The organism is Janibacter sp. GS2 (assembly GCF_051200835.1).
Classification (GTDB): Bacteria; Actinomycetota; Actinomycetes; order Actinomycetales; family Dermatophilaceae; genus Janibacter.
Genome location: NZ_CP195161.1, coordinates 1,982,327 through 2,008,753, shown reverse-complemented (window position 1 = coordinate 2,008,753; position 26,427 = coordinate 1,982,327). Strand labels below are relative to the sequence as shown.

Below are 26,427 nucleotides of genomic sequence, written 5' to 3'. Positions count from 1 at the left end.
CCTCGAACCTACAGGGACGGTGTCGCACCGTGTGTCCTCCACACGTCGTGGCACACCTTGGTTACCGTGGTCGGTGACGGATGCTCAGGGGCGCGCTCCGCTGGGCGTGGGGATGTCTACGTGATGAAGGGGACGAGTGCGCATGTCGCCGGTCCGACGAGTTGCCCTGACCTCGAGCGCTGCGGTCGCCGTGGCCCTGGGCGGGTGCGCCTCCCCTGCCGAACCCGGAGGCCAGGAGTCGACGCCCTCGGGTGGCTCATCCCCGTCCGAGGACTCGAGCACGGACACCGATGGCCCCTCGAGCAGGAAGCGCCACCGCACGCGCCTGAACTCGGCCACGACCGCTGCCGCGCAGTACGACTACGCCGGCGCGCTGAAGGAGCTCAAGGGGCTCACGGGTACGGACGTCGACGCGCTGACGAGGAAGATCACGAAGCAGCAGACGAACGCGGTGACGTGGCCGGACAACTCGCAGATCTCCCACCTGTTCTTCCACTCCCTCATCGTCGATGCGGACCGCGCCTTCACCTCGCAGGACAGCGCGCAGGGGTACGCGGACTACATGGTCACCATCGACGAGTTCAAAGCCGTCCTCGACTCGGTCCACGAGAAGGGGTACGTGCTGGTCAATCCCCGCGACGTCGCCCGCGAGAACGCGCAGGGGCAGATGGAGTACGTGCCGATCACCCTGCCGAAGGGCAAGAAGCCCCTGGTCATCTCGCAGGACGACGTCAGCTACTACGAGTACATGGACGGCGACGGCTTCGCGCAGAGCATGACCCTCGACGACGACGGAGGGGTGACCAACACCTACGAGGACCCTGACGGCAAGACGGTCGAGGGCTCCTACGACATGCCGGCGGTGGTGGACGACTTCGTCGAGGAGCACCCGGACTTCTCCTACCGCGGGAGCAAGGGCGTGCTCGCGCTGACCGGGTACAACGGCGTGCTCGGCTACCGCACGAGCGAGATCGAGTACGGCGACGAGGAGGACATCGACCTCCAGGAGCAGCAGGAGCAGGCGAAGGGGGTCGCCGACGAGCTCAAGGAGGACGGCTGGGTCTTCGCCTCGCACTCCTGGGGCCACACCAACTTCACCAAGGCGACGATGACCCGCCTGACCGCGGACACCCAGAAGTGGGACGAGGAGGTCGCCCCGATCCTCGGCGAGACCGACCTGCTGATCTTCCCCTTCGGCGCGGACATCGGTGGCACGCAGGACTACTCCGGACCGAAGTACGACCTGCTCGAGGAGCACGGCTTCGACTTCTACTTCGGCATCGACACCTCCGCCCCGGCCTGGGGGCAGCGCACCGACGACTACGTGCGCCAGGCCCGCATCAACGTCGACGGCCTGAGCATGAGCGCCGCGATGAAGGACGACCAGCACGTGCTGCACGACTTCTTCGACGTCGAGGAGGTCATCGACCCGACGCGTGCTGAGCACGGCTTCTGAGGTCGGTGCGCACTTCGCGCATCATTCTGCTTGTTCTGCGCAACTTCGTCTGCCACACTCGGGGGATTCGGGCAGTGCTGCCCGCACCGCACACAGGGAGACATCGTGGACATTCAGTTGCTGCTGGCGCTGTTCCTGGGCATCGCTGCCATCGTCGTGCTGGTGCTGCGCACCCGGCTGGACGCCTTCATCGCCCTCCTCATCGCCTGTCTCGTCACGGGTGTCGTCGCCGGCCAGCCGCTGACGGGCATCGTCGATTCCATCACCGAGGGCTTCGGAGCGACCCTCGGCAGCATCGGCATCGTCATCGGGCTCGGCGTCGCCATCGGCAAGATCCTCGAGGTCTCCGGTGCCGCGGATGCCCTCGCCCGAGCCTTCCTCGGTGCCTTCGGCAAGGGCCGTGAGGAGTGGGCCATGGGCACGGTCGGGTCACTCGTCTCGATCCCGGTCTTCTGCGACTCCGGCTACGTCATCATGAACCCGCTCGCCCGCTCGATCGCCCGGGTCAAGCGCGGCGGCTACGTGGCCCTCGCCCTCGCGCTCGGCTGCGGCATGACGCTGACCCACCACCTGGTCCCGCCGACCCCCGGCCCGCTCGCCGCGACCGGCATCCTCGGCGCCGACCTCGGCATGGTCATCCTCACCGGCCTGGTCTTCACGATCATCCTGCTGCCGGTCGTCGTCGTCTACGCCCGCTGGGTCGGCCCCACCCTCGAGGACCGGGTCATCCCCGAGGTGCGCGAGGCGGTCTACGGTCGCCTCGCCCCCGTCGGCGCCGGCGGCAGCTCGGGCGACCTCGGCACCGACACGCCCCACGACGAAGGGGGGCGGGACGGCCACGTCCCCGACGAGCTCGCGGACCGCCAGACCGTTTCCCCGACGACCCATCTCGGCGAGCCCCCCGCGGGCGCCAAGCCCCACCGCGTCGGCGCCTTCGTCGGCTCCCTGCCGCTCGTCCTTCCCCTGCTGCTCATCGTGCTCAACACCGTCACGGCAGCGATCGACCGCAACCAGCAGGGCGCGCTGTCCGGTGAGTACGAGGCGAGCAGCTGGACGACCCCCTTCGCCTTCCTCGGCAATCCGGTCGTCGCCCTGGTCATCGGCGCGATCCTCGCCGTCTACCTCCTGCTCCCCCGCTGGACCCCGCGCAGCAAGGTCCAGGGGTGGCTCGCCGAGGCGGCGGCCTCCGCCGGGCTCATCCTGCTCATCACCGGCGCCGGTGGCGCCTTCGGTCAGGTCCTGCGCGACTCCGGCGTCGGCGACGCGCTCGCCGAGGCCATCGCCGCCACCGCACTGCCGGCCTTCCTCGTGCCCTTCGTCATCGCGACCGTCGTGCGCGTCGCGCAGGGCTCGGGCACCGTCGCGATGATCACCGCCGCCTCGGTCACGGCTCCGCTGGTCGGCTCGCTCGGCATCCACCCGGTCGTCGCGGTCCTCGCCTGCACCAGCGGCTCGATGGTCTTCAGCTACTTCAACGACTCGTACTTCTGGGTGGTCACCCGCTTCACGGGGATCGAGGGGACGGCGGCGCTCAAGGGCTGGTCCGGCATCACGACGGCGGTCTGGGCCGGCTCCATCCCGCTGCTCGTCATCCTCAACCTCATCCTGGGCTGACGACGTGGCCAAGGCCCTCGTGGTCGCCGACGACCTGACCGGCGCGAACGCCTGCGCCGCCGGATTCGCCCGGGCCGGGATGCGCGCGGTCACCCTCGGCCGGACCGACGACTGGAGCACGATCGCCGACTTCCACCCACGCTTCGACACGATCGTCGTCACGACCGACTCGCGGCACTCCCCACCCGAGGAGGTCTTCGGGCCCATCGACCAGGCGGTGCGGGCCGGCTGGCCCGTGGAGCTGCTCAGCACCCGTATCGACACGACCCTGCGCGGCAACGTCGGTACGGCGACCGAGGCGATGCTCACCACGGCCCGCGAGCTGTCGGACCGGCGAGTGGTGGGCCTGTGCCTGGCCGCGCACCCGGCGGCGGACCGCGTCACCGTGGACGGCCACCAGCTCCTACGCGGCAGCCGGCTCGAGCACACCGAGCTCGCCCACGACCCGCGCACCCCGGTCGACACCTCGGACGTGGCCGAGGTGTTGCGGCGCTCCAGCGACCTGCGGGTGGGCCACCTGCCGTTGCACCTGGTCACCGGTCACCACGACGCGCTGGTCGCCGCGGTCCGCACGATGCTCGGTGCGGACATCGACGTCATCGTCGCCGACTCCCTCACCGAGGAGCACCTGGACCGGGTGGCCATCGCGGCGGTCGCCGCGGGGGACGACATCCAGTGGGTCACCGTCGACCCCGGCCCCGGCGCGCTCGCCATGGCCCGCGCGCTCGGCCTGCCGGACGGCTCCGGGGCCGGCCCCCTCCTCGCGGTCTCCGGCTCCGCCACGGAGCTGACGCGCGTCCAGCTGCAACGGCTCATCACCGAGCGCGCCTGCCGCGTCGTGCGTCCCACGACGCTCACCGACTCGGTCGTGCCCGATGTCGACGCCACGGTCGCCGACGTGGTCCGGGCGGTCGAGTCCTCCGCCCCCGACGAGATCGTCCTCGTGCCGACGGTGCTCGACGGCAGCGACCTGCGGCGTCTCTCCCCCGATGAGGGCGATGCCCTCCCGGGGGCGCTGGGGCGGATCACCCGACGAGTGCTCCGGGAGACCGGCGTCAGCGGCATCTACACCACCGGCGGCGACATCACCGCCGCCGTCCTCCACGAGCTCGACGGGCAGGGCCTCGACGTCGAGGACGAGGTGGTGCCGCTCGCCGTCGCCGGCGAGATCGTCGCCGGCCCACACGCCGGGCTGCCCATGGTCACCAAGGGCGGGCTCGTCGGCGACGCGGAGACGACCCTCCTCTGCCTCGACCGCCTCACGGTGATGGCCCGCGACCGACAGCGCTCGGCCCGGGCGGCCCCGAAGGTCGCACGCACCCTTCCACCACAGCAACCGGCCCACCCGGGTCGCACAGGAGATGACACCACATGAGCACCACCCCCGTCCTCGCCCTCACCATGGGCGACCCGGTCAGCATCGGTCCCGAGATCACGGCCACGACCCTGGCCGAGTTCGCGGGCACCCCCGAGCACCACGGCATCGCCGTCGGTGACCGCGTCGCCCTCCAGAAGGCCATCGAGGCCCTCGGCCTCGACGTCGAGGTACGCACCGTCGAGAGCTGGGACGTGCCCTCCGCCGGGAAGGGCGTCATCGACGTCTTCGACACCGGCGTGCTCGGCGACGACATGCCCGAGTGGGGCACGGTCGACGGACGCGCCGGCCGCGCGGCGATCACCGCCATCGAGGTGGCGACCCGGGCCGCGATGGAGCAGCAGGTCGCCGGCATCGTCACCGGGCCGATCAACAAGGAGGCCATCTGGGCGGCCGGCAGCAAGCACCTCGGCCACACCGAGATGCTCGGCGAGCTCACCGGCGTGACGCAGCAGGACACGATGTTCGTCGTGCGCAACGACGCCCACGGCGGGCACCACCTGCGCATCTTCTTCGCCACCCGGCACACCTCCCTGCGCAAGGCGCTCGACGCGATCACCGTCGAGACCCAGATCGACTCGATTGAGCGCGCACACCGCGCGCTGCAGGTCTTCGGCGTGGAGCAGCCGCGTCTGGCCACCGCCGCGATCAACCCGCACGGCGGCGAGAACGGCGCCTTCGGCGACGAGGAGATCGAGATCCTGCGTCCCGCGGTCGCGAGCGTCAACGACACGGGTCTGGGCATCGCCGGTCCGATCCCGGCCGACTCGGTGTTCCACCACGGCCTGATCGGGCGCTACGACGGGGTGCTCTCGCAGTACCACGACCAGGGACACATCGCCGCCAAGACCTATGACTTCGACGGCACGATCTCGGTCACCGTGGGCCTGCCGATCCTGCGCACGTCGGTCGACCACGGCACCGCCTTCGACATCGCCGGCACGGGGACGGCGGACCACGGCACCATGCGGTCGGCCTACCTCGCGGCGGTGGACTACGCTCCCTTCGTCGATGGCATCCGGGCGGAGTACCTCCCCCGCTGACGGGCGAGGCACCAGAGTGAGGCGGTCAGGATGAGCGAGACCCGCACCGGCAGGTACCGGGGCCGGGACCAGCGGTTGCGCGAGATCGTCCGGCTGCTGCGCTCGGGTGAGAACCGTGTGGAGGACCTCGCCCTGGCCGTCAAGGTCTCCGAGTCGACGGTCCGCCGCGACCTCGCCTCGCTCGAGGCCGACGGGGAGATCTCGCGGACCTACGGCGGGGCGCTGCCATCCGGGCCCTTCCACGAGACGGCACTCGGGGAGCGGATGAACATCGAGGTGGCCGCCAAGACGAGCATCGGCGCGGCGGCCGCCTCGTACGTGGAGGACGGCGCGACGATCTTCGTCGATGCCGGCTCCACCTGCGCCCAGCTCGTCGAGCACCTGCGCGACCGGCGGGACGTCACGGTCCTCACCCGCGGTCTGGAGATCGCCGTGATGCTCGCCGACAGCCCGGTCGAGGTGGTCGTCGTCGGCGGCGCGGTCTCGCCCTCGAGTCACGGCCTGACGGGCGCGATCACCCAGCTCGTCCTCGAGCGGTTCTCGGTGGACATCGCCTTCCTCGGCTGCGACGCCGTGCATCCCTCGCGGGGGGTGGGAGAGCCGACCATCGAGGAGGCCGCGACCAAGGAGCTGGCGGCGCGAGACGCGCGCCGCACCGTCGTCCTCGCCCACGCCGACAAGCTCGACCCCGGCGCGGTGCCGACCTGGGCCCATCTGCCACCGGGGTGGACCCTCGTGACGGACGAGACGACCGAGGAGCGACTGCATCCCTTCCGTCAGCACGGGGTCACCGTGGTCAGCGCCACGGGGTGAGTGCCGCCCGGGGGTCAGTCGCTGGACACCCCACCCGATCGCAGGAGAGTGAGTCGACCATGAGCACGATCGCCTTCATCGGCCTGGGGGTCATGGGCAGCCCCATGGCGGTGCACCTGCAGGAGGCCGGGCACCACGTGCGCGGGCACACCCGCACCCTCTCGAAGGCCGAGGCGCTGGGGGCAGCCGGCGGCACGGTCTGCGCCTCCGCCGCGGAGGCGGTGGACGGCGCGGACGTCATCTGTCTCATGCTGCCCGACAGCCCCGACGTCGAGGACGTCCTCATCGGGGACGGCGCGGTGCTGGCGAACGCCACGCCAGGCGCGCTCGTCATCGACTTCTCCACCATCCGGCCGGACGTCACCCGACGGCTCGCGGGCCTGGCGGGTGAGCGCGGGCTCCGCATGCTCGACGCGCCCGTCTCGGGCGGTCAGGCCGGGGCGGAGGCGGCGACGCTGTCGATCATGGTCGGGGGCGATGCCGGCGACGTCGCCGCTGCCCGTAGGGTGCTCGATGTCCTCGGGGGCACCGTGGTGCACGTCGGCGCGTCCGGTGCGGGGCAGACGGTCAAGGCCGCCAACCAGCTCGTCGTCGCCGGCACCATCCAGGTCCTCGCCGAGGCCGTGGTGCTGCTCGAGGCCCAGGGGCTCGAGCTCGGACCGGCCCTGGACGTCCTCGCCGGTGGGTTGGCCGGCTCGGCCGTGCTCGGCCAGAAGCGGGAGAACTTCATCGAGCGCCGCTTCGAACCCGGCTTCCGCACCGACCTGCACCACAAGGACCTCGGGATCGTCGCCGACACCGTGCGCGAGTCCGGCGTCGCCGCGCCGATGACCTCGCTGCTCGCGGCGCTCATGTCCTCCGCGGTCGCCACCGGTGACGGTGGCCTCGACCACTCCGCGCTGCTGCGCGGCGTGGACCGCCTCAACGGTGTGCAGGACGCGGGCCCGGACCAGGAGGGCTGATGTCCTCCGGGTACGAAGGGGGGCCACCTCGGCGTCCCGTCGTGGTGGTGGCCCCGGACAAGTTCCGCGGATCGCTGACCGCTTGCATCTCGGACGCCTCATCTCCCCCGGCTCCCACGCACTCGTGGCCCTTTGCTCATGCCAGTTCCTCCCAGCACTCGCCGCGCACTGCGATCGAGCGAAGCTCAACCCGCCGAGATCGACTTACAGATCTTCGTCTCGACAGAAGGGCCATCCCGGTGAACCGTCACTGCCCTAACCCCAGCGACCCCCGAGTAGCGACCCGGTTCCGGCACCGCCGGGACCCGACAGGAGCGGGCTGCCACCACGTCCACTGCCCGAGCATCTTGCCCTCTTTGGGGTCCTCGAACGCCAGAGGGTCACCGCAGTCGGGATAGGTCTCGAGCTCCTCCGCCTCTTCAGCAAACCCGACCTGCCACTCGTGTAGGACCCGCTGCGCGAGATCACCAAGTCCCCCAGCGCCCATGCTCAACGTTTCGCTCATGCCATTCATCCCTCATCTCGCCCTGTCAGAGACACGCTATGGGTGACCACCGACAACGTTCGGTGCTCAGGCTGGAGCAACCTCGTCCGTCCATACTCCCGGCCTCGAGTGGCCGCAACATCCAGAACGATCAAACGCCTTGTGAGAATGTCGAGTCATCACGTGAGGCCCTCCGCCGTTCAGCGCCACCCTCGCTGTGGCTGCCTGCTCGGGAACTCGGCACTGATGTGGAGCGTCGTGGCTCCCGTCTTGTGCTCTCCACCTCCAAGGTCAAAACCCAACTTCTTGAGCTGCAGGCCCAGGGACCCGTCCACGGAGTACCTCTGATGACTACGAATGTTGATCTCGACCTTCGACGCTTGGTTGTCCAACACGCTCGAGACAGCAGCAGCAAACCCGGGCTCATCTGACCACCGCAGCGGCCGCGGGTCTCGCGCCACGCTGCCTGCTCCACTGTGGTGGAAGTCGAAGCCGCTGTTCTCCACCCGCTCTTGCTCAAACGCAGGACCTTGGTTCTTGAACTTCAGGCCCATTCGGCGGCGCCTCGCCACTTCCCGAAAGGTCTGACACGAGATCGACGATGCGCCGAGCGTGTTCATGATCCGGATCGCCTCGTTGTACCGATCGCGCAGCGACCACTCATCGTACTCACCGAAGGGAACCAGGAAGGGGCCCGTCTCACCGGACACTTGAACGTAGACCAGGGCTTCGCGAACGACGCCATCTACAGATCGCGATTGACCTGCCTCCGGCAACGGCGCTTGTTGCAGCTCCACGCGCTTCTTCAGGTCCACCGGCTCATCGTCGTAGAAAACGACGAGCTGACTCATGTGCAGCACCCCTCACGGGTTGTGGATCTCGGCTACAGCGACTGTACTTCCCGATGCATTCAAATCGCCTGTCCACTCGTCCCCTTCTGACACGGCCCACGCCCAACGGCCAACTCTGACAGGTCGGGGCGCTTTGAGGATTGGACTGCAGACTGAGCGAGCGCACCGACAAGGTGCGCTACTGGAGATCCTTCGGACCTGCAGGAAGCCGCAGCCCCCGGATGCCATCGATCTCCTCGAGAAGGCTGAACGCTGCGTCAGCCGTCAGGTCCGACCAGGCCACCATCTCGCGGAAGAGATCAACGGTCCGCTTCGTGATGATCCCCCGCGCCTTGGCGTACTCATAGGCGTCCCTGTCATCGGTGACCCAAGCGGCATCGCTCCATGTTGGGTCGTTGGTCAACAAAAAGCATGACTGCGCTTCCCCCAGATGCTGGAGCGGCCGCGCCCGAGTTCCTCCGAAGACATCGATGCGCAGGCGTTCCACCGCCCGAACGTGCGGCTCCTCGATGATCTCGATGGGCTCACCCAACCAGCCCGCATTCACCAGTCGTCTCAGATCGGGCAGGTGCCCTGCCGACGCCTCGGCCTCGGCCGCGACCGCCTCGACCCATCGCCCGCGCCCACGCAGGTGGGCAGCGAGCAGATCCACTCGGCCGATGCACGCGAAATTGCACATGACTGTGTTGTCGGGGAAAACCGCTGCTGCCATTGCTCAGACGCCCCGGCTCTCCAGCGAGGACCGGAGAGATTCGGGGTCTACTCCCAAGAGCGACGCGTACGGCCGCAGCGTCATGGCGCCTTCAAGATATGCGCCGTAGAGGTCCCGGCCCAGCGTTGCTGGCGGACGACCCTGCATCGCCAAATGGCTCGCGGCAGAAGCCTCGTCGCCCCGACCAGTCAATCTCTGCGCCTCACGCATGGTCATGGACTGATGAGTCGCTTGCGTCATCCCATCGATGAGCCGCAACCTCTTGAGACGTATCGCGAGCGCGCTCGGAGAGACCTTGAGGTCCAGAGCCAGGTTGGCGAAGGCGGCATCGTCCAGCGCCCCTGTCACCCGGTCACGTAGATACCCCTCAGGCATCAGAAAGGCTGCGGCGAAGGCATTCGCCCGCTGCTCACTTTCCTGACGAGAGCCGGCATATACGTCCTCGTCTATGTGCAGCCCCTGGTCATCTCCGGCCAGCACATGCCCGAGCTCGTGAGCAAGCGTGAAGCGCTGTCGGGCGAAGATCGGCGTTGGAGCCGCGAGGATGGCCACAGCCACGCTGGTTCTGGCACAGAGTCCGTCGACCTCGTCTCCGAGATCGACGACGCCGACATCGACGCCAAAATGGTCGTCGATCTCCTTAGCCAGATCCTGCGCCAGGAACACATCAGTGGCCGCGACACACGCGAGGGCCGCGGCAGCCAGAGACTCACCATCGGCAGACCATTGCCCGGAGCGAGGAACCTCGACGCTCACCACCGAGCGCATCCGGCCGGTCGCAGTTGCGCTTCCTCGCAGTTCGGTAATGCGTTCCGCCATCGCGGCTGCGGCGCCCATGTTGCTGCCGTCTTCGGCGCGTGCCGCCATCGCGACGGCGTCCTCCTCCCCCGTGAGGAGCCAGTCCACCGACACGGCGCCGATCTCAGCGATCCGAGCCACGTCCAATGAGCTGAGTTTGCGAGCCCCCGTGAGCGACTTGGACATCTTGGACGCGTCGAGGCCGACTGCCTGCGCGAACTCCCCCTGGCTCATGTCGCTGCGCTCAATAAGAAGGCGCACGCGATCCACTGGAGTGTCCATGAGAACCACACTAGAGGGGTGTTGCGATTTTCGCAACTGTGTGCCAGAGTCCACACCAGAACGCCAGACCGACGAGGTCGTCGTCCCCCATCTCCACGAAAGTGAGTGCACTCGTGACTGCTGCGACTGCCACCGGCACTGCCAGTGACCCCCGACAGTCGCGACCCGAGTTGCCGGAGGTCGGTCAAATCGTGTCCGTGCGAGGCTCCACGTGGGCGGTGACCGAAGTAACCACACAGGGCCTGATGCGCAGCCCAGCTGACGAGTCGGCCCCGGAGTTGCAGCACCTCGTGTCGCTCCAATCGCTGGACGAGGATCGCCTCGGAGAAGAAGCGACAGTCATCTGGGAGCTGGAGGTCGGAGACACCGTCATTCCCGATCAGGGTCTGCCCGAGGCCCTGAGCCCAGAGACCTTTGACGACCCCAACACCTTGGGTGCCTTCGTTGATGCCGTGCGGTGGGGCGCTGTCACGTCCGCAGACGAGCACGCCTACCAGGCCCCCTATCGATCTGGCGCCAACGTCGAGCCCTACCAGCTGGAGCCTCTGCGACGCGCACTCGCGGCTCCCCGGACCAACCTGTTGCTCGCCGACGACGTGGGACTCGGCAAGACGATCGAAGCCGGCCTCGTCATCCAGGAACTGCTACTGCGCCACCGGGCACGATCGGTCATCATCGTGTGCCCACCGAGCCTTGCAGTGAAATGGCAGGACGAGATGCGTGACAAGTTCGGTCTCGACTTCACGATCGTCAACTCCGCCACGCTCGCCGAGATGCGGCGGACCCATGGTCTCGCGGCCAACCCCTTCCGGCTCCTCCCTCGGGTCATCGTGAGCATGGCGTGGTTGCCGACCCCTCGTGCCCAGCGGATGCTGCGCGACGTCTTCGCAGACGTCAAGGACACGAAGAGCGCCAAGCGCTATGCCTTCGATGCTCTCATCGTCGACGAGGCTCACCACGTGGCACCAGCGAGCCCCAGCGCCGTGGGCGGCGGTCGTGGCTACCCGGTAGACAGCAAGCGCACCCTCGCCGTACGGGAACTCGCAGGCGTGTGCGAGCACCGGCTCTTCCTGAGCGCCACCCCGCACAACGGCCATACGGAGTCCTTCACCGCCCTGCTCGAGATGATCGACGGGCGGCGGTTCGCGCGTGGCGCCCGGGTCGACCAGCAGGCACTCAAAGACGTCACCGTCCGGCGACTCAAGAGCGACCTGCCGGAGATGGGGTTCAAGACCCGTCAGGTCAAGCAGATCGCATTCACTCCGTCGAAGGGCGAAGAAGAGGCCTTCGACCTCCTCACCCGATTGCTGGAGGAAAGCGCTCGGCTCAACGGGCAGCGCAGGGCCGGAGACATCGTCTCCCTCCTGCTCAAGAAGCGATTCCTGTCGAGCCCGTGGGCCTTCGCGCTGACGCTCCGCCACTATCTGGCGACGAACTCCAGCGCTGGCTGGCCCGAAGACATCGACGAGTCGTACTACGACGAGGTGCTCGGGATGCAGCAGAGCGATGAGGAAGAGGGGCTCGTCGAGCAGCCAGAGCTCACTGCCCTGCGCCAGAGCAAGGGCAGCGACCCATTGGTCGCTGCCGCAGACGCCGACATCGACGAGCTCGTTGCCTGGAGCGAGGGCTATGAATACCAGGCGGACGCCAAGCTCACTGCCCTCGCAGACTGGCTTGATGCGATCTGTCGGCCCGACGGCAAGCACTGGTCCAACGAGCGCGTCGTCATCTTCACCGAGTACTCAGCCACGCTGCAGTGGGTCGTCCGGATCCTCGAGCAGCGCGGCTACGCCGACCGCCTCGCCTCGATCGAAGGCGCGACGGACCGGGACGAACGCGAACTCATCCGCGAGCGCTTCACGACTGACCCCTCAAAGGAACCCCTACGCGTGCTCGTTGCGACAGACGCAGCTGGCGAAGGGATCGACCTCCAAGACTTCTGCCACCGTCTGGTCAATCTGGATGTTCCCTTCAACCCCTCGCGTCTCGAGCAGCGGATCGGCCGCATCGATCGCTACGGGCAGATTCACACCCCGGAGATCTTCACCTTCGCTCCAGACGCCACCGCCAGCACCTATGGCGCGGACCTCGACTTCCTCAAGCGAATCGCAGGCAAGGTCGACACCATCTCCTCCGACCTGGGCCGCGTCAACCAAGTCATCGACTCGGAGATCCAAGAGCGGTTCTTCCCCAAGCGCACGCGCCGTCCGACCCAGCACGCCGACGGGAGCGAGGAGATGAACCGCAGCCTCGCCGGAGGCCTCGACCTCAACCGCGAGCTGACCGCCCTGTCGCAGAACTTCGAGGCAAACAAGCGACGCATGCACCTGACTCCTTTCGCCTCACGTCGTGTGGTCGATGCGGCGCTGGAATTGGCGGCACAGCCTCCCCTTGTGGTCGTTGACGACGACCTCTCCGACGCGGACATCTTCGCTGTGCCGGCTCTGGGGCCGAGCTGGCAGCAGGCACTCGAAGGACTCGACACACGTCGTAACCCGGGAGCCCTGCGGCCGATCACCTTCGACGAGACCGCGATGGTCAGTCCGGACGGAGAGGACGGTGTCGGCGGTCGACGCCGTGACGACCTCGTCCACATCCACCTCGGCCATGCCCTCATGCAGAAGTCGTCACGCATCCTCCGCAGCGCGCTCGTGGGTGGGGCGGACAACCTGCACCGCGTGACCGCGGTCGTCGTCGAGGACCTACCGATGTCATGCGTGGCGACGGTCTCCCGGCTCGTGCTCGTCGGGCGTGGCGGTCTGCGACTGCACGAGGAGGTTTTCCTCACCGGGATCCGCCTGAAGGGCCACACGATGGCCGAGTCGAAGGTCGAGGACTTGCTCGACACCGTGCTCGACAGTCCTGAACTGACCCTGGCGAACGAGTCGGTCCGAGCCAGCCTCGCGACCGACTGGAACGACAAGACTACCGGGGGAACGTCACGGATGCGGTCGCGCCTCGAAGAAGCCGTCAAGCATCGTGCTCAGCAGAAGCAGGCCGCAGTCACTAGTGACCTGGCAGCGAGGGCCCGCGCCGACGAGGAACGAGCTCGATCCATCTACACGGCGTTCCGCAGCGTCCTTCACGATTCGGCCGACGAACTGGCCCGGCAGATCGACGAACAGCAGGCGATGTTGTTGCCGGATGACCAGCACCGTCAGCGACTGCGCGACCTGAACGCCATGCGCACTAGAGCCGACGAGCTCAACGAGGAAGAGCAGCGAGAGGTTGCAGCGATCCGAGAAAGGTACGCCGACGTGAGGCAATTCGTGAGCGCGGCCGGGGTGGTCTTCGCGTTGACACCTGAGGATGCCCGCGAGCGAGAGGGACGGTCATGATGGCTGGACTCCACCTGAATGGTCGACGACCGCCCAAGGCTGCCGACCAGCACCGTGAATGGCTGACCCTGGTCGACACCGAAGGGCCCTTCCTCGCGGTGCCCGCGTTGACGAGGGTATGGCCGCAGGGCATGCCGAGCCTCGCTGATGCTGCTCGTGGAGCCATCAGTGACAGCAAGCCTGCATTCGACTCAGCATGGGATCTGTGGTCGACCGCGCCAGAGAGCGCTCTCCCGGCCTTCCGGGACGCCCGGGAAGCGTGGGTCCGCCGCATCTTGGTCGACGTCGTTGGGTGGGATATGGATAGCGAGACCACCCCGATGTCGGCGACAGTCACCTCACCCGACCACAGCGTGTCGGTCTCCCCCACAGCCACACTCGGCGGCGACGCCGCGCTGCTCTGGATCATCGACCCGGTGGCCTCGCTGTGCGATCCCCTCGACGACGGATGGTCCACCACACCCATCGACCGCATGGAGCTGATGCTCCGAGCAGCCAAGGTCCCGATCGGGGTCCTGACCGATGGCAGATGGTGGGCACTGGTCAGCGCGCCACCCGAAAAACTGGCAGCCTCTGGAGTCGTCGATGCGCTGACATGGACCGAAGAGCCCACGGTCCGCAACGCGTTCCTCCATCTCATCGACCCACTTCGGATCGTTGGCGGAGACCCGAAGGACCGCTTGCCCGCCCTCTTCATCGAATCCATCGCTGCCGCGGAAGAGATCACGGACTCCTTGGGCGTGCAGGTCCGGCGTGCCGTGGAGCTCATCGTCTCTGAGTTCTCTCGTGCCAGCACCACGGCGCGGTCCGTGCGCGAGCCCGACCCGCTGCCTGAGGACGGCGACGAGATCTACGAGGCGGTCGTCACCGTCATGATGCGGATCGTCTTCCTCCTCTTCGCCGAGCAGCGAGGCCTGCTGCCCGAGGGGCCCCTGTTCTCCAAGGGATACGGGTTCGCGACTCAACTGGACCATCTGGAGGAGCGAGCCAGAAATGAGGGCGAAGAGGCCATCGACGGGACGCATCAGGCGTGGCACCGACTGCTGGCCACGTCCACCGCGCTGCACCAAGGCACGACATTCGAGGACATGCGGCTACCTGCGTACGGTGGGTCGCTTTTCGACCCCGATCGTTTCCCCTTCCTGATGGCGACCAACCCGCGAGGCGGTCTGGCCATCACGGTCAGCGATCGGGTCATGCGAGCGGTGCTCGACGCCGTGCAGGTGATTCGCCTGAGTGGGCAGGACGCGCGTCGCATCTCCTTCCGCGACATTGATGTCGAGCAGATCGGCTACAACTACGAGGGCCTCCTCGGCTACACGTGCGTCCGCGCCACGACCCTCACAGTCGGACTCATCGGAAAGGCGGGGGTGGAGCCCGAAGTACCCCTCGCCGTGCTCGAAGACATCGCGGAAAGGGTCGGCGATGCCAGCAACCCGGACGGTAAAATCGCTGCCGCGATCATCGCGTGGGTAAAGGAGAACCAGCCGGCGAGCGTCCTCAAGTCGAAGAGTGCCCTGACCAAGGCGCTCGCGTCATCGGACGCCATGGAGGACGCGGAGCGCGCGCTCCGGACTGTTGCTCCGGGTGACGAGAGCGAGCGGGACGCACTTCAGCCATGGATTGGTGTCATCCGGCGTGACCTACGTGGACGTCTTGTCCTCGCCCGTCAGGGTGACCTCCTCGTCATTGAGACGGCATCGCGACGTAACGCCGGTGCCCACTACACACCGCGGGACCTGGCTGAGGACGTGGTCAAGCACGCGCTCGAGCCCTTGTGCTTCCGACCGGGCCCGCATCAGACGAATGACCACTCGGCGTGGCGGCTCCTGCCGCCAGAGGACCTGCTCGAACTCCGCGTGGCTGACATCGCCTGCGGTTCCGGTGCGTTCCTCGTGGCAGCCGCCCGGTACCTCGGGGCTCGCCTCGTCGAGTCCTGGCGTCAGTACGACCAAGCAGTCCACGGGACGGCTGACGAAGTACGTGTCCAGGCGATCCGTCTCGTCGTCGCCCACTGTCTGTACGGGGCCGACATCAACGCCATGGCGGTGGAGATGTGCAAGCTCTCCCTCTGGCTGGTCTCCCTCGACCGGGACCAACCCTTTTCCTTCGTCGACGACAAGGTCATCGTGGGCAACTCACTCCTCGGCCTGACGTCCTTGCGCCAGCTGGAGGAGTTGCACATCACGCCCCATGCCCGGCAGGACGAGGGACGTTGGACCCTCACCGACGGCAATGAGCTCGACCTCAGCCTCGATATCGACGAGCACGTCAGCCGCGCGCTGCGGATGCGCGCCGCATTGAGGGGGGTCATCGCCGAGGGGGACGCACAGCGTGACGGACGCGCGAAGCGGCGCCAGCTGAGCACCTTCCGCGCAGAGGTGGCACCTCTCAAGCGCGTCGCGGATGCCGTCATCGCGACGGGACTCCGGCTCGGCGGCAAGCCGGGGAAGGCTCTCGACGAGGCATACGCCGATCTCCGCGCAATCGTCCGGTCCGATGACGGGACCGCTGACACCCTCTTGGCGCGGCGGGTCGACGCGGGACTCACACCGACGGTGCCTACGGACCAGGAACGGTGGGAGCCCTTGCACTGGCCCCTGGAGGTCCCCGATGTCATGGAGCGCGGCGGCTTCGATGCCATCATCGGCAACCCTCCGTTCTTGGGCGGACAGAAGCTCACCGGCGCCATGGGCAGCAACCTTCGCGACTGGTTCGTCCACGTCCTTGCCGGCGGACAACGCGGGAGCGCAGACCTGGTCGCTTACTTCTTCTTGCGGGCAAAGGATCTCCTTCACGACCGAGGCACCATCGGTCTCATCGCCACGAACACCGTGGCGCAGGGCGATACGCGCGAAGTTGGCCTGGACCGGATGGTTGACGGTGGTTTCACGATCACGCGAGCGATCCAATCCAGGTCGTGGCCAGCCAAGAGCGCGAACCTCGAGTACGCCGCTGTCTGGGGCACGAGCGCCCGCGTTGGCGCAGATATCGAACGGGTCTGCGACGACGAGCCCGTGGGCGCGATCTCGACGCTCCTCGAGGCCGAAGGGCGGGTGACCGGCCAACCACTCCGGTTGACGGCGAACGCAGGTTTGGCCTTCCAAGGGTGCATCGTCTTGGGAAAGGGATTCATCGTCGAACCCGACGAGGCCGCCGAGTGGATCGAGCACGACCCACGCAACGCGGATGTCCTGTTCCCATACCTCAATGGAGAGGACCTCAACTCCCGTCCGGACGGGTCACCTTCACGCTGGGTGATCGATTTCGGCCAGCGCTCCCTAGAGGTAGCTAGCGAATATAAGGTTCCCTTCACGAGACTCGAGCTCGAGGTGAAGCCTGAGCGGGCAAAGGGCAATATCGTCCGCCGTCGCGACGTCTGGTGGCAGTACGCCGCGTGGGCACCCAAGATGCGAAAGGCGGTCGCCGACCTCGATAAGTATCTGGTCCTCACACGCGTGAGCAAGACCGTCATGCCGATGCGCGTACCGAACAATGGTGTCCCCAGCGATTCACTCGTGGTGTTTGCCACGGATCGCTTCGACGATCAGGCCGTACTCTCGTCATCGGTGCACCAGCTTTGGGCAATTAACAGGGGCTCCGGAATGCGCAACGATCCCCGCTACACGCCCTCGGATGTCTTCGAGACGTTCCCGCGTCCATCTACCACTGACGAGCTGGACCGCCATGGTCGAGTGCTCGACGAGGAACGACGCGAGATCATGCTGCGACGCAAGCTCGGCCTGACGGTCCTGTACAACCTCGTCAACGACGCGAAGTTGGAGACTGGCATCGACCCGGATGTCGACCGCATGCGCGAGATCCACGTCGACCTCGACGACGCCGTCATGGCGGCCTACGGATGGGACGACGTGCCGCTGGATCACGGCTTCCACACCTATCGGCAGATGACGCGGTGGACCGTCTCCCCCGCGGCGCGCGTGGAGATCCTCGATCGACTGCTGGCAGAGAACCACCGCCGTGCGGCGGAGGAGGGCACCCGATGACGACGACGTCCCACGAGGCGCCTCAAGATCAAGGAGCCCTGATGCCGCCGCTGACGCCGGACGGCAATTCGTGGACGGCCCGCGAGTCACTGACGCAGATCCTGCACCGTGAGCTCGTGGGGCCAGCCGACGGTCCCGACGAACTCCTGTCCATCAAGCCGGACGGCCGATACCTCGTCGGTCGTATTGCCCCTGTGAAGCTCACCCAGGTTCGCGGCGCTGCACCCTCGACAGCAGACAGCGACGGTTCCGTCGAGGACCAGACCGTGGAGCTCGGAGACGAGCACGACGCGGGCGAGGTCCGGGGTCTGCCGGTCACCAACGTCGACGACTCCTCAATTGACGCTGACGAGGACACCGGCACGGAAGACACCCCCATTCGACGGGGGCTGACCATCCCTGCCTCGATGGGTCTTCGCTTCCAAGTTGCCTCTGCCTGCCCCACCGTCACCGTCACCGCCTCATGGGGCACGTACTCCCCTGAGAAGGTCAAAGTCGAACCCACTGCAGGCGTCAAGGTCGGGGACCCCCTGCCCGAGCGCCGCCGCTACCGACGCACTCACCACGAGCACCAAGTCCCCCTCCGCCTGAAAGAACTCGCGTCTGGCGAGACCCACAACCTCCCGATCGAGGATTCGGTCACCCTCCGGGTCGACATTACCGACGACCCCGATCTGGACCGACGCATCGTTGAGGTGGCCCTGTGCAACGATCTCGAAACTCCACCGACGATCCCGGTACACGCTTGGCTGTATCAGACGCAGATCACGGTGGAGGCCGATGGCCAGGCGGTCTTCCTGCCCGTTCGGGACGTCCTCACGGACACCCGCCCCGACCCGGACCCTGAGGTGCAGCGCCTCCTGCTCCAGTACCGCAACAGACTGGAGTTTGCGATCGGTCGTACCTGCTCCGCTACCTGGAAGACACCCGAAGACCCCGGGCACACGCGAGCCGTGACCTCTGTCGCCACCACCTGGCTGCCTCAGGCCGAGACCCCGCAGGTCACCGCTCAGGGGATCCACGGCGCCCTGCTCGACATGCGTGCCCTGGCGGCCGCTTCGCCCGAGGAACTGCGCTCGGGACTGAAGCCCATCGAAGACGGGTACGCCGAGTGGCTACGGACACAGGAAGAGCTCGCTGGGACATTGCCAGAGCACCTGCGCCCCACAGCGGAGGAGGCTGTCGAGGAGGCATGGGCGGTGCGCGCGCAACTCGCTGACGGCATCGACTTCCTCACTCACGACCGCGAGGCCCAGCGGTGCTTCGCCTTCATGAACTCCGTCATGGCAGACCAACGCGACCGCAGCCAGGTATCCCAGAACAGAACCGGCGACACAGGAGCCGATCTCGCAGCAGCGGAGGAAACAGTGGCAGCCAAGAAGGCGGGGGCACACTCCTGGCGCGCCTTCCAGCTCGCCTTCGTCCTCATGCAGCTCCGGTCGCTGACCGAGCCCGCCACCCTGCGTCGGTCAGGGGCCATCCCCAGTGTCGAGCTGCTCTTCTTCCCCACCGGTGGTGGCAAGACCGAGGCCTACCTTGGGCTCGCGGCCTTCACGTTCGCGATCCGTCGACGCCATGGCGTCGTGCAGTCCAGCGATGGCCCCCTCGACGGCGACGAGGGCGTCGCGGTCCTCATGCGCTACACCCTGCGCCTGCTCACGGCGCAACAGTTCCAGCGCGCCACGACGCTGGTGTGCGCGGCCGAGCTGGCCCGACGCGCCGACACGGGCACGTGGGGAAACACTCCCTTCCGCATCGGCCTGTGGGTCGGCACCGACGTCACGCCGAAACGGGTCAGCGAAGCTGCCGCGACCGTCTCCGAGGCTCAGTCCGGACGCACCAAACGACTCCCCGTCCTGCAGTTCAAGCGCTGCCCGTGGTGCGGCCACACCATCGCGCCAGCCAACGTAAGGGTCGACGAGACCGCAGGCCGTGTCTACGTCCGGTGCGGTGACAAGTTCGGTGGGTGCCCCTTCGCCGAAGGCGGGTCCGTGGACGAGGGGCTTCCGGTGCTCACCGTCGACGAGGAGATCTACCGACTCGCCCCCGCCTTCGTCATCGCCACCGTCGACAAGTTTGCCCGGCTGGCTCGTGAAGGTGAGGCGGCCGCGCTCTTCGGCTACGTCAGTCAGCGGTGCGAACTCCACGGGTTCGTCCACCCGGACTCACAGTCGTGCACGATCAAGCTCAACAGCAAGCACCAGCAGGCCAGCGGAGGCGGCCGCAGGCTCCCCCACGGGCGACTGCGGCCACCGGACCTCATCATCCAGGACGAGCTGCACCTCATCACCGGGGCGCTCGGGACAACCGTTGGTCTCTTCGAAGTCGTCATCGATACTCTCGCGACCTGGCGTGACGCGTACGGCTCGACCATCAAACCGCTCGTCGTCGCCTCGTCCGCCACGGTGCGCAATGCGCCCGAGCAGGTGCGCAGTCTCTACGGTCGAGCAGTGACTTTCTTCCCACCGCAAGTCATCGACGCGTCGGAGACCTACTTCTCGACCGAGATCGCCCCAACCGGCGAGGCGCCCGGTCGCCGGTACGTCGGGGTCTCGACCACGGGGGTCCGCTTCACCGTCGCCGAGATCCGGCTCGTCGAGACGCTCCTGGCCACGGGACAGTTGCTCTTCGACGCGGAGCCCGAGACGGCTGACCCGTACATGACGCTCGTTGGGTACTTCAGCGCGACCCGCGAACTGGCGGGCTTGTCGCGCTACATCCAGGACGACGTCCAGACGGCTCTCGCCAAGGGCCGCGAAGGCGTCAACCTCCCGAGGAGGTTCGGCGCGGCCTTCAGCCTGCATCTCGCCGAGCTCACAGCACGTGTCTCCGGCGCCGACATCACCGGCACCCTCGACCAGATGGGGCTGGCCTTCGACGCGAACTATGACACCAGCGCGGCCCGGGCCGCACGGAACGAAGCACGTCGGTCCGGAGAGAAGCCCGTCAATCGCAGCATCCACCCGTACGACGTCGTCCTGGCAACGTCCATGCTGCAGGTTGGCGTCGACGTCCAGCGGTTGGGTCTCATGCTCGTCGTCGGCCAGCCGAAGAACACTGCCGAGTACATCCAGGCGTCCTCGCGCGTCGGTCGCGATGCCAGCAAGCCCGGGCTCGTTGTCACGCTCGGCAACTGGTCCCGACCGCGCGATCTCGCCCACTTCGAGCAGTTCCAGCACTACCACGACACCTTCTACGCTCAGGTCGAAGCCCTGTCCGTCACCCCCTTCTCCGTCACGGCGATGGAGCGTGGGCTCGACGGTGTGCTCGTCAGTGCCGCGCGTGTGCTGGACGCGGCCAGCAGCGCCGACGCCGGATCCCTGTCCCCCGAGAAGGGAGCCGGGCGAGTCACTGATCGTCGCGCCGCACTGGACGATCTTGTCGAGACGATGACAGAGCGGGTCAAGGCCGCCTCCGACGAGGCCTCGGCAACATGGGCACGCAGCCGGCTCATCAACCGGCTCGACACCTGGGAGCAACGGCGCACCGCCCTGCTCGACCAGTCCCTGATGCTCAGCTACGAAAAGGTGAGTGACACCTCCACGCACGCACCACTGCTGCGAAGCGCTGAAAGCACCCGGTCACGAGACACGATCGGGGGCGACGCGCCCTTCGTCGTCGCCAACTCCATGCGCGAGGTGCAACCGGAGATCAACCTGCTCGTCAGCCCGATCAAGGAGCGTCTCAACTACGTCGCACCGCCGGGCGCTCCCCGATGGGCAGCGCAGATCAAGGGGGACACACCATGACTGATTTCATCCATGACGAAGACCGGGCACCGGATGCCCTGGGCGACGTAGCCGCACAGCAAGACGAGGGCACGAAGAAGAACTTTGCACGTGTGGGCAGCCAGCGCCCCTCAGCGCTGCTCTACACCTATGGACCGGGATCGATCATCGACCTCCCGCACTTCACCGTCATGCCCTGCGGGTACGACGAGTGGGAACGGATCTACGGACGCCGTGACGGCAGCAGATCAATCCACGCGCCGCGGTTGCTCCAGACAGTGCGCACGATGCTTGGCAACCAGGTCGGCGAGCTGCGTGACTACCCGTGGGCCCCCAAGGCCATCGCCTCGTCCAGTGAAGGCGACAACCTCGGCGTCCAGAGCATCGTCTTCCCTCAGTGGATGCGCTGCACGGGGTGCGACCGGCTCGCCCCGATCTCCGTGTGGAACTACGCCAACGAACGCGCCCGACGCCCTGACCTCGCACAGTTCACGCATGCAGGCTGCTCGGGTCGCCCCCGTCGCGGCCAGCGCGCCAGCACACTCGCTGCCACAGGACGAAAGCTGAAGAACCAGCCAGTGGTCACGGCGCGCTACCTCCTGGCCTGCGAAGACGGACACCTCGACGAATTTCCCTATAACTGGTGGGTCCACGAAGGCAGAGAGGAATGTCCCAAGGCGGAGATGCCTATCCTCGCCCTGCGCGAACTGACCTCGGGTCGTGGCGCGAATGCCGTCGTCGAATGCCGATCATGCGGTGCCAGCAAGCCGATGACCATGGCCTTGGGTGAGCAGGGACGCGAGCGGCTGCCCCAGTGCCGAGGACGCCACCCACACCTGGACGGGTTCGAGCCCAAGGGCTGCACGAAGGAGGCGCGCGTCATGCTCGTCGGCGCATCCAACCTGTGGTTCCCGGCCGTGACATCCATCATCGTCATGCCCGAGACGACGAGGGAGGACACCGTCCAGGAGCTCGCTCGCACGATCGCCGCCCGGCATGCGGAGGACCTCGAGGAGTTCGGGGACAACGTGAAGATGATGCGGCGCATCCTGCGGGAGACCCACGACATCAGCACCATGTCGGACGACGAGGTGGCTGAGCTGATCCGTCTCGCCCGCGAGCCCGATGAGAGCGAAGAGGACCGTCTCGCCCGCAAGGACCGGTGGGACCCGATCGAACTGCTCGCTCCCGAGTGGTCCTACCTGCAGGACGATCCTCCGGGAGAGCGATACGAGCACAAAGAGAGCGGCTTGACGCTCTCGCCCCGCGGAGTCGCGTCGAACATGGCGCAGGGCATCTCGCGAGTCCTCGCCGTTGACAGGCTGCGCAAGGTCAACGCCGTGCTCGGATTCACCCGTATTGACGAGCTCGATCGCATCAACGACTCCACCTCACGACTCGTTCAGCTCAGCCGAAACGGTCGGCCGAAGTGGACGGTCGCCACGGAGGACCGCGGTGAGGGGATCTTCATCCAACTCGATGAGGACGCGGTGGCCGACTGGGAAGCCAGGGTGGAAGCAAGCGATCTCTGGGCACACCATGTAGCGGCACATGAGCGCAACTTCCGAAACCGCTACTCGGAGACGTCCGATGTCGCCAACCACGAAGACCGACTCAAGCCGCCGCGTTACTGGCTGGTGCACACACTGGCGCATGTCCTCATCCGCCAGATGGCCATGTCCAGTGGGTACGGCGGGGCAAGTATCAGCGAGCGGGTCTACGCGTGGAAGAGATCTGACGACCGGGATCCCGCCGCCGGGATGATCGTCTGCACGACTGCCTCGGACAGCGACGGAACGCTGGGTGGCCTCGTCCGCCTCAGTGAGGAAGCCCGGCTATCGGCCCTCATACGCGATGCTCTCCGGGTATCCTCGAGGTGTTCCTCGGACCCCATCTGCGCTTCCCGGACTCCGCAGGACCCCGAGGACTTCTTGCATGGGGCAGCGTGCCATTGCTGCTCATTCGTCTCCGAGACCTCGTGCGAGCGCGGCAACCGTTTTCTTGACCGGCGGTTCCTGCTGTCCCTACCGGGATCAGACCTTGGTTTTTTCGGGCGGCCAGATGTCCATTGACGCAGCGCGTCGGACTCTTGCTCGGGAACTGACCGGCGATGAGGCGAGCAAACTCGCCGAGCGACTCGAGTCGGGGGTAACTCTCGCCCAGGCACTCCAGATGATCGCGCCCAGCAGAAAAATGAAGATCAAGCACCTCTTGGCCGACGCAGGTCTGAATGTGGACCGACGGGGCCTAGTGCAGGTTCTCCGAGCCATCCAAGACGCTACGGATGCCCACACGCACTCCATCGACGCGATCTGGACGACCCCGTCGGGCCTGGCGAAGACAGGTTCACTCACCTCATCTCTCGGCCAGCTCGTCGCGCACGCCCGTGACTCAGTCGTATGTGCGACCTTCAACTTCCAGCGGTCCTCCGCTCAATGGGAAGCACTCCGCCTGGCAGCCGCTCGACCTGATCTAGCCGTCCGGGTGTACGTGGACCGCGACGCCGCCGACAAAGACCCTGCTCCGTGGAAACCTTCCACTCAAGAGGTGGCAGACGAACTAGCGGGAGCCACCGTGCTTCGGTCCCGCCCAATGCGTGGAAAACAGGTCCGCAGTCACGCCAAGTTCTTTGCCATCGATCACCGGACATTGGTGGTGACGAGCGCCAACTTCTCGAAGAGCGCCGAGGTCCACAACGTCGAACTCGGGCTGAAGATCGAAGATCCGGTGCTGACCGTGGCGATCGAGAACCAGATGCGCGACCTCGAGCGGTATGTCTACGAAGTAGTTCAGAGGACGTGAGGATGGCCGATCGCCAGCCGGCTCCTCGGCCGCAGCACCTCACCACACGAACCGGAGTTCCTATTGTCGACATTTGACTGTTCGCTGACCTCCATCCGGATTGAGAGCCTGCGCGGGTTCACCAACTCCACGCTGCGCCTAGACCAAGACCATCTGTTCTTGGTCGGTCCGAACAACTCCGGGAAGTCGTCATTGCTGCGCATATTGGAGTGGGCGGTGAACAAGGCCGACTCCGATCTGCTGACGGGACGCCGCTACTTGACGCAGGCGGAGAAGGACCTCCTGCTCCCAGCCGCGGAAACTCAAGGACGGGCGCGGCGCATAACGCTCCACATCGCCATCCCCGACGGTAGGCGGCGACGACGATTCAGCGCCGTGTCCGGCGAGGCTCAGATCCGCCTTAAGGTGAAGCGAGACCGAGTGTCTGCACATCTCGGAGCGCCCAAGAGGAACGAGCAGGACACGTCGGACGGACTAGCACTGGAACTACTGCGTGCATTGAGGCAACGCGCTCACTTCGTCTACGTACCGAACACACGAGACGTCGCGTCCGCGCCCTTCAGGGCCGCCTTGATCGAGCAGTCACGGATCCTGCTCAAGGAAGCAATGACCCCATCAGGGGCTGGCCGGCATCCCGCGCCAGTCAGGGCGGCGCAGAACTCAGCGGAAGCGCTACGGACCCAGGCGACCAAGACCCTCGGCCAATTGGAAGAGCAACTCACTTCTCACGCCGCTGGCCTCTTCGATAAGGCATCCGTGACCGTACCTTTGCGGACGGAAGCCTTGGTCGACCTCTTGGCTGACCATGCAGAACTTCGCCTCAGCACTGGAAACCACGACAGCAACCTCGTGCCGGCGCACGAGGTTGGTTCCGGTCTGCAGTCATTACTCTTTGTCGGTCTGATGAGGTCAGCGTCAAAATCCCTCGACCGTCGCGTGGTCCTGCTCCTAGAGGAGCCCGAGACCTTTTTGCACCCCGCGGCTCAAAGGGAGCTGGCGCAGACCCTCTTGGATTCAGATGAACTTAAGTTCGTCGCGTCCACCCACAGCGCAGCCATCCTCGATGAGGTGAAGGCATCCCAGGTCGCCCTGTTGCGTGATCATCGCATCTACTCCCCCACCGCACTCGACCCATCCCGAGCAGCAATCGACTCCGCATTCATGTCTGGTCAGGGTTCTGAGGCCATCTTCGCACGCTCGGTCCTGCTGGTCGAAGGGCCCGGCGACCTCGCCGCCTTTGAGCAGCTCCGTCGCAGAATCGCGAGGCTCGAAGGAATGAGTCGCGTAGCCAGCGAACTCGCGGTCGTGCAGGTCGGCGGCTGCGAACGTTTCAGCCCGTGGATCCGCCTGCTCCGAGGGTTCGTCGACGCAACGAAGAGCGAAGGCATCGCCTGGTTCGCTTTAGCCGATGGGGATGCTGGCACGAAACTCCGTAAAGGTCTGCGCGAGGCGAAAGTGACGGTCCCCGAAGGCCTGAGTCTCGAGATGGACGCCACGAAGAACTCGCACACGAGCCGTGATGTCGAAGCTCATCAATCAGCCGTCGCGAGGTTCAACGCCATGGCGGAAGCCGCCGAGGTACGGGCCGCCCTGCTGCCCTTCGACCTCGAGTACGTGCTGCTCGCTAAGGCGAGCACGGACCTTGCTGCAGCTTGCGCCACCCACTTCAACGAGCCTGCCGACACAGGTCAGGAATTGGCTCACCGATTGGGCTCAACCTTCCGAACTCCCAAGAGGGACAGCGCGCCCAAAGCAGACTGGATGCGGGGTTACATTGCGCAGGTCACTCCTTGGGAGGACCTGCACCCCGAGGTGCGACACGTGCTTCGGTCATGGCTGCGTCCAGCGCTCGACGGCCGACCCATGCCGCGCGCACTCGCTGGGGACTGCTGACGAGCCGGAGAGTCTCACCAAGCCCGTGATCGCGGGCCACCCGGATCACGTCTTCCTTGAACTCTTTGGGATACCTGCCAGCCACGTGCACATCCTTCCAGCCAGAACCCCTGGTCCTAGCCGATCTGGAAGTCCCCTACTCGTTCAGCAGACCCAGCTGAACACCGACTCTGCGGCGATCCGGCACCGCCGCAATCAATTCGTGAGGAACCACCCCTCCAAACGTCTGCCTCTCGAGCGCATAATGGCGCCAGCCATCCCCGCTATCG

15 protein-coding genes are annotated in these 26,427 nt (G+C 66.6%); 12 read left to right on the top strand and 3 right to left on the bottom strand.

Annotated elements, in window-relative coordinates:
• The first annotated feature begins 142 nt into the window (after positions 1 to 142).
• The 6 genes from ACR9E9_RS09615 (at position 143) to ACR9E9_RS09590 (ending at position 7,263) form a co-directional block, all read left to right on the top strand.
• Positions 143 to 1,456, top strand: a complete 1,314-nt coding sequence (locus ACR9E9_RS09615) for a polysaccharide deacetylase family protein (RefSeq protein ID WP_435198261.1) — start codon at positions 143 to 145, stop codon at positions 1,454 to 1,456.
• A gap of 105 nt (positions 1,457 to 1,561) precedes the next feature.
• Positions 1,562 to 3,070, top strand: a complete 1,509-nt coding sequence (locus tag ACR9E9_RS09610; protein ID WP_435198260.1) for a GntP family permease — start codon at positions 1,562 to 1,564, stop codon at positions 3,068 to 3,070.
• 4 nt (positions 3,071 to 3,074) lie between these two features.
• Positions 3,075 to 4,445: a four-carbon acid sugar kinase family protein gene (locus ACR9E9_RS09605; protein ID WP_435198259.1), complete on the top strand. Its 1,371-nt coding sequence runs from the start codon at positions 3,075 to 3,077 to the stop codon at positions 4,443 to 4,445.
• The gene (gene pdxA / locus ACR9E9_RS09600) at positions 4,442 to 5,488 is read left to right on the top strand and encodes a 4-hydroxythreonine-4-phosphate dehydrogenase PdxA (RefSeq protein WP_435198258.1); all 1,047 of its coding nucleotides are present in this window, start codon (positions 4,442 to 4,444) and stop codon (positions 5,486 to 5,488) included. Before ACR9E9_RS09605 ends, pdxA begins: the two co-directional genes overlap by 4 nt.
• Positions 5,489 to 5,518: 30 nt before the next feature.
• On the top strand, positions 5,519 to 6,301 hold the full coding sequence (locus ACR9E9_RS09595; RefSeq protein ID WP_435198257.1) for a DeoR/GlpR family DNA-binding transcription regulator: 783 nt from the start codon (positions 5,519 to 5,521) through the stop codon (positions 6,299 to 6,301).
• A complete protein-coding gene (locus ACR9E9_RS09590; RefSeq protein WP_435198256.1) occupies positions 6,298 to 7,263 on the top strand; it encodes an NAD(P)-dependent oxidoreductase in 966 nt (321 codons plus the stop codon). Before ACR9E9_RS09595 ends, ACR9E9_RS09590 begins: the two co-directional genes overlap by 4 nt.
• Before the next feature lie 684 nt (positions 7,264 to 7,947).
• On the opposite strand, the gene ACR9E9_RS09585 is transcribed toward ACR9E9_RS09590, so the two are convergent.
• From ACR9E9_RS09585 to ACR9E9_RS09575, 3 genes are all read right to left on the bottom strand, one after another.
• Positions 7,948 to 8,598, bottom strand: coding sequence for a hypothetical protein (locus tag ACR9E9_RS09585; RefSeq protein WP_435198255.1), 651 nt, complete (start codon positions 8,596 to 8,598; stop codon positions 7,948 to 7,950).
• A gap of 178 nt (positions 8,599 to 8,776) precedes the next feature.
• Entirely contained in the window at positions 8,777 to 9,310 is a 534-nt protein-coding gene (locus tag ACR9E9_RS09580; RefSeq protein ID WP_435198254.1) for a hypothetical protein, read from the bottom strand.
• A gap of 3 nt (positions 9,311 to 9,313) precedes the next feature.
• Positions 9,314 to 10,390, bottom strand: coding sequence for a helix-turn-helix domain-containing protein (locus tag ACR9E9_RS09575; RefSeq protein ID WP_435198253.1), 1,077 nt, complete (start codon positions 10,388 to 10,390; stop codon positions 9,314 to 9,316).
• Positions 10,391 to 10,428: 38 nt separating this feature from the next.
• On the opposite strand from ACR9E9_RS09575, the gene drmD reads away from it, so the two are divergent.
• The 6 genes from drmD (at position 10,429) to ACR9E9_RS09545 (ending at position 26,158) form a co-directional block, all read left to right on the top strand.
• Entirely contained in the window at positions 10,429 to 13,728 is a 3,300-nt protein-coding gene (drmD, locus tag ACR9E9_RS09570; RefSeq protein WP_435198252.1) for a DISARM system SNF2-like helicase DrmD, read from the top strand.
• A complete protein-coding gene (locus ACR9E9_RS09565) occupies positions 13,725 to 17,735 on the top strand; it encodes an Eco57I restriction-modification methylase domain-containing protein (RefSeq protein ID WP_435198251.1) in 4,011 nt (1,336 codons plus the stop codon). Before drmD ends, ACR9E9_RS09565 begins: the two co-directional genes overlap by 4 nt.
• 41 nt (positions 17,736 to 17,776) lie before the next feature.
• Positions 17,777 to 21,484 carry a DISARM system helicase DrmA gene (gene drmA / locus ACR9E9_RS09560; RefSeq protein ID WP_435198250.1) on the top strand — a complete coding sequence of 1,236 codons (3,708 nt, stop codon included), beginning with the start codon at positions 17,777 to 17,779 and terminating at the stop codon, positions 21,482 to 21,484.
• Positions 21,481 to 23,535, top strand: a complete 2,055-nt coding sequence (gene drmB, locus ACR9E9_RS09555) for a DrmB family protein (RefSeq protein ID WP_435198249.1) — start codon at positions 21,481 to 21,483, stop codon at positions 23,533 to 23,535. The genes drmA and drmB overlap by 4 nt, the downstream gene beginning before the upstream one ends.
• On the top strand, positions 23,525 to 24,265 hold the full coding sequence (gene drmC / locus ACR9E9_RS09550) for a DISARM system phospholipase D-like protein DrmC (RefSeq protein WP_435198248.1): 741 nt from the start codon (positions 23,525 to 23,527) through the stop codon (positions 24,263 to 24,265). The genes drmB and drmC overlap by 11 nt, the downstream gene beginning before the upstream one ends.
• 63 nt (positions 24,266 to 24,328) lie before the next feature.
• A complete protein-coding gene (locus ACR9E9_RS09545) occupies positions 24,329 to 26,158 on the top strand; it encodes an ATP-dependent nuclease (protein WP_435198247.1) in 1,830 nt (609 codons plus the stop codon).
• Positions 26,159 to 26,427: the final 269 nt, after the last annotated feature.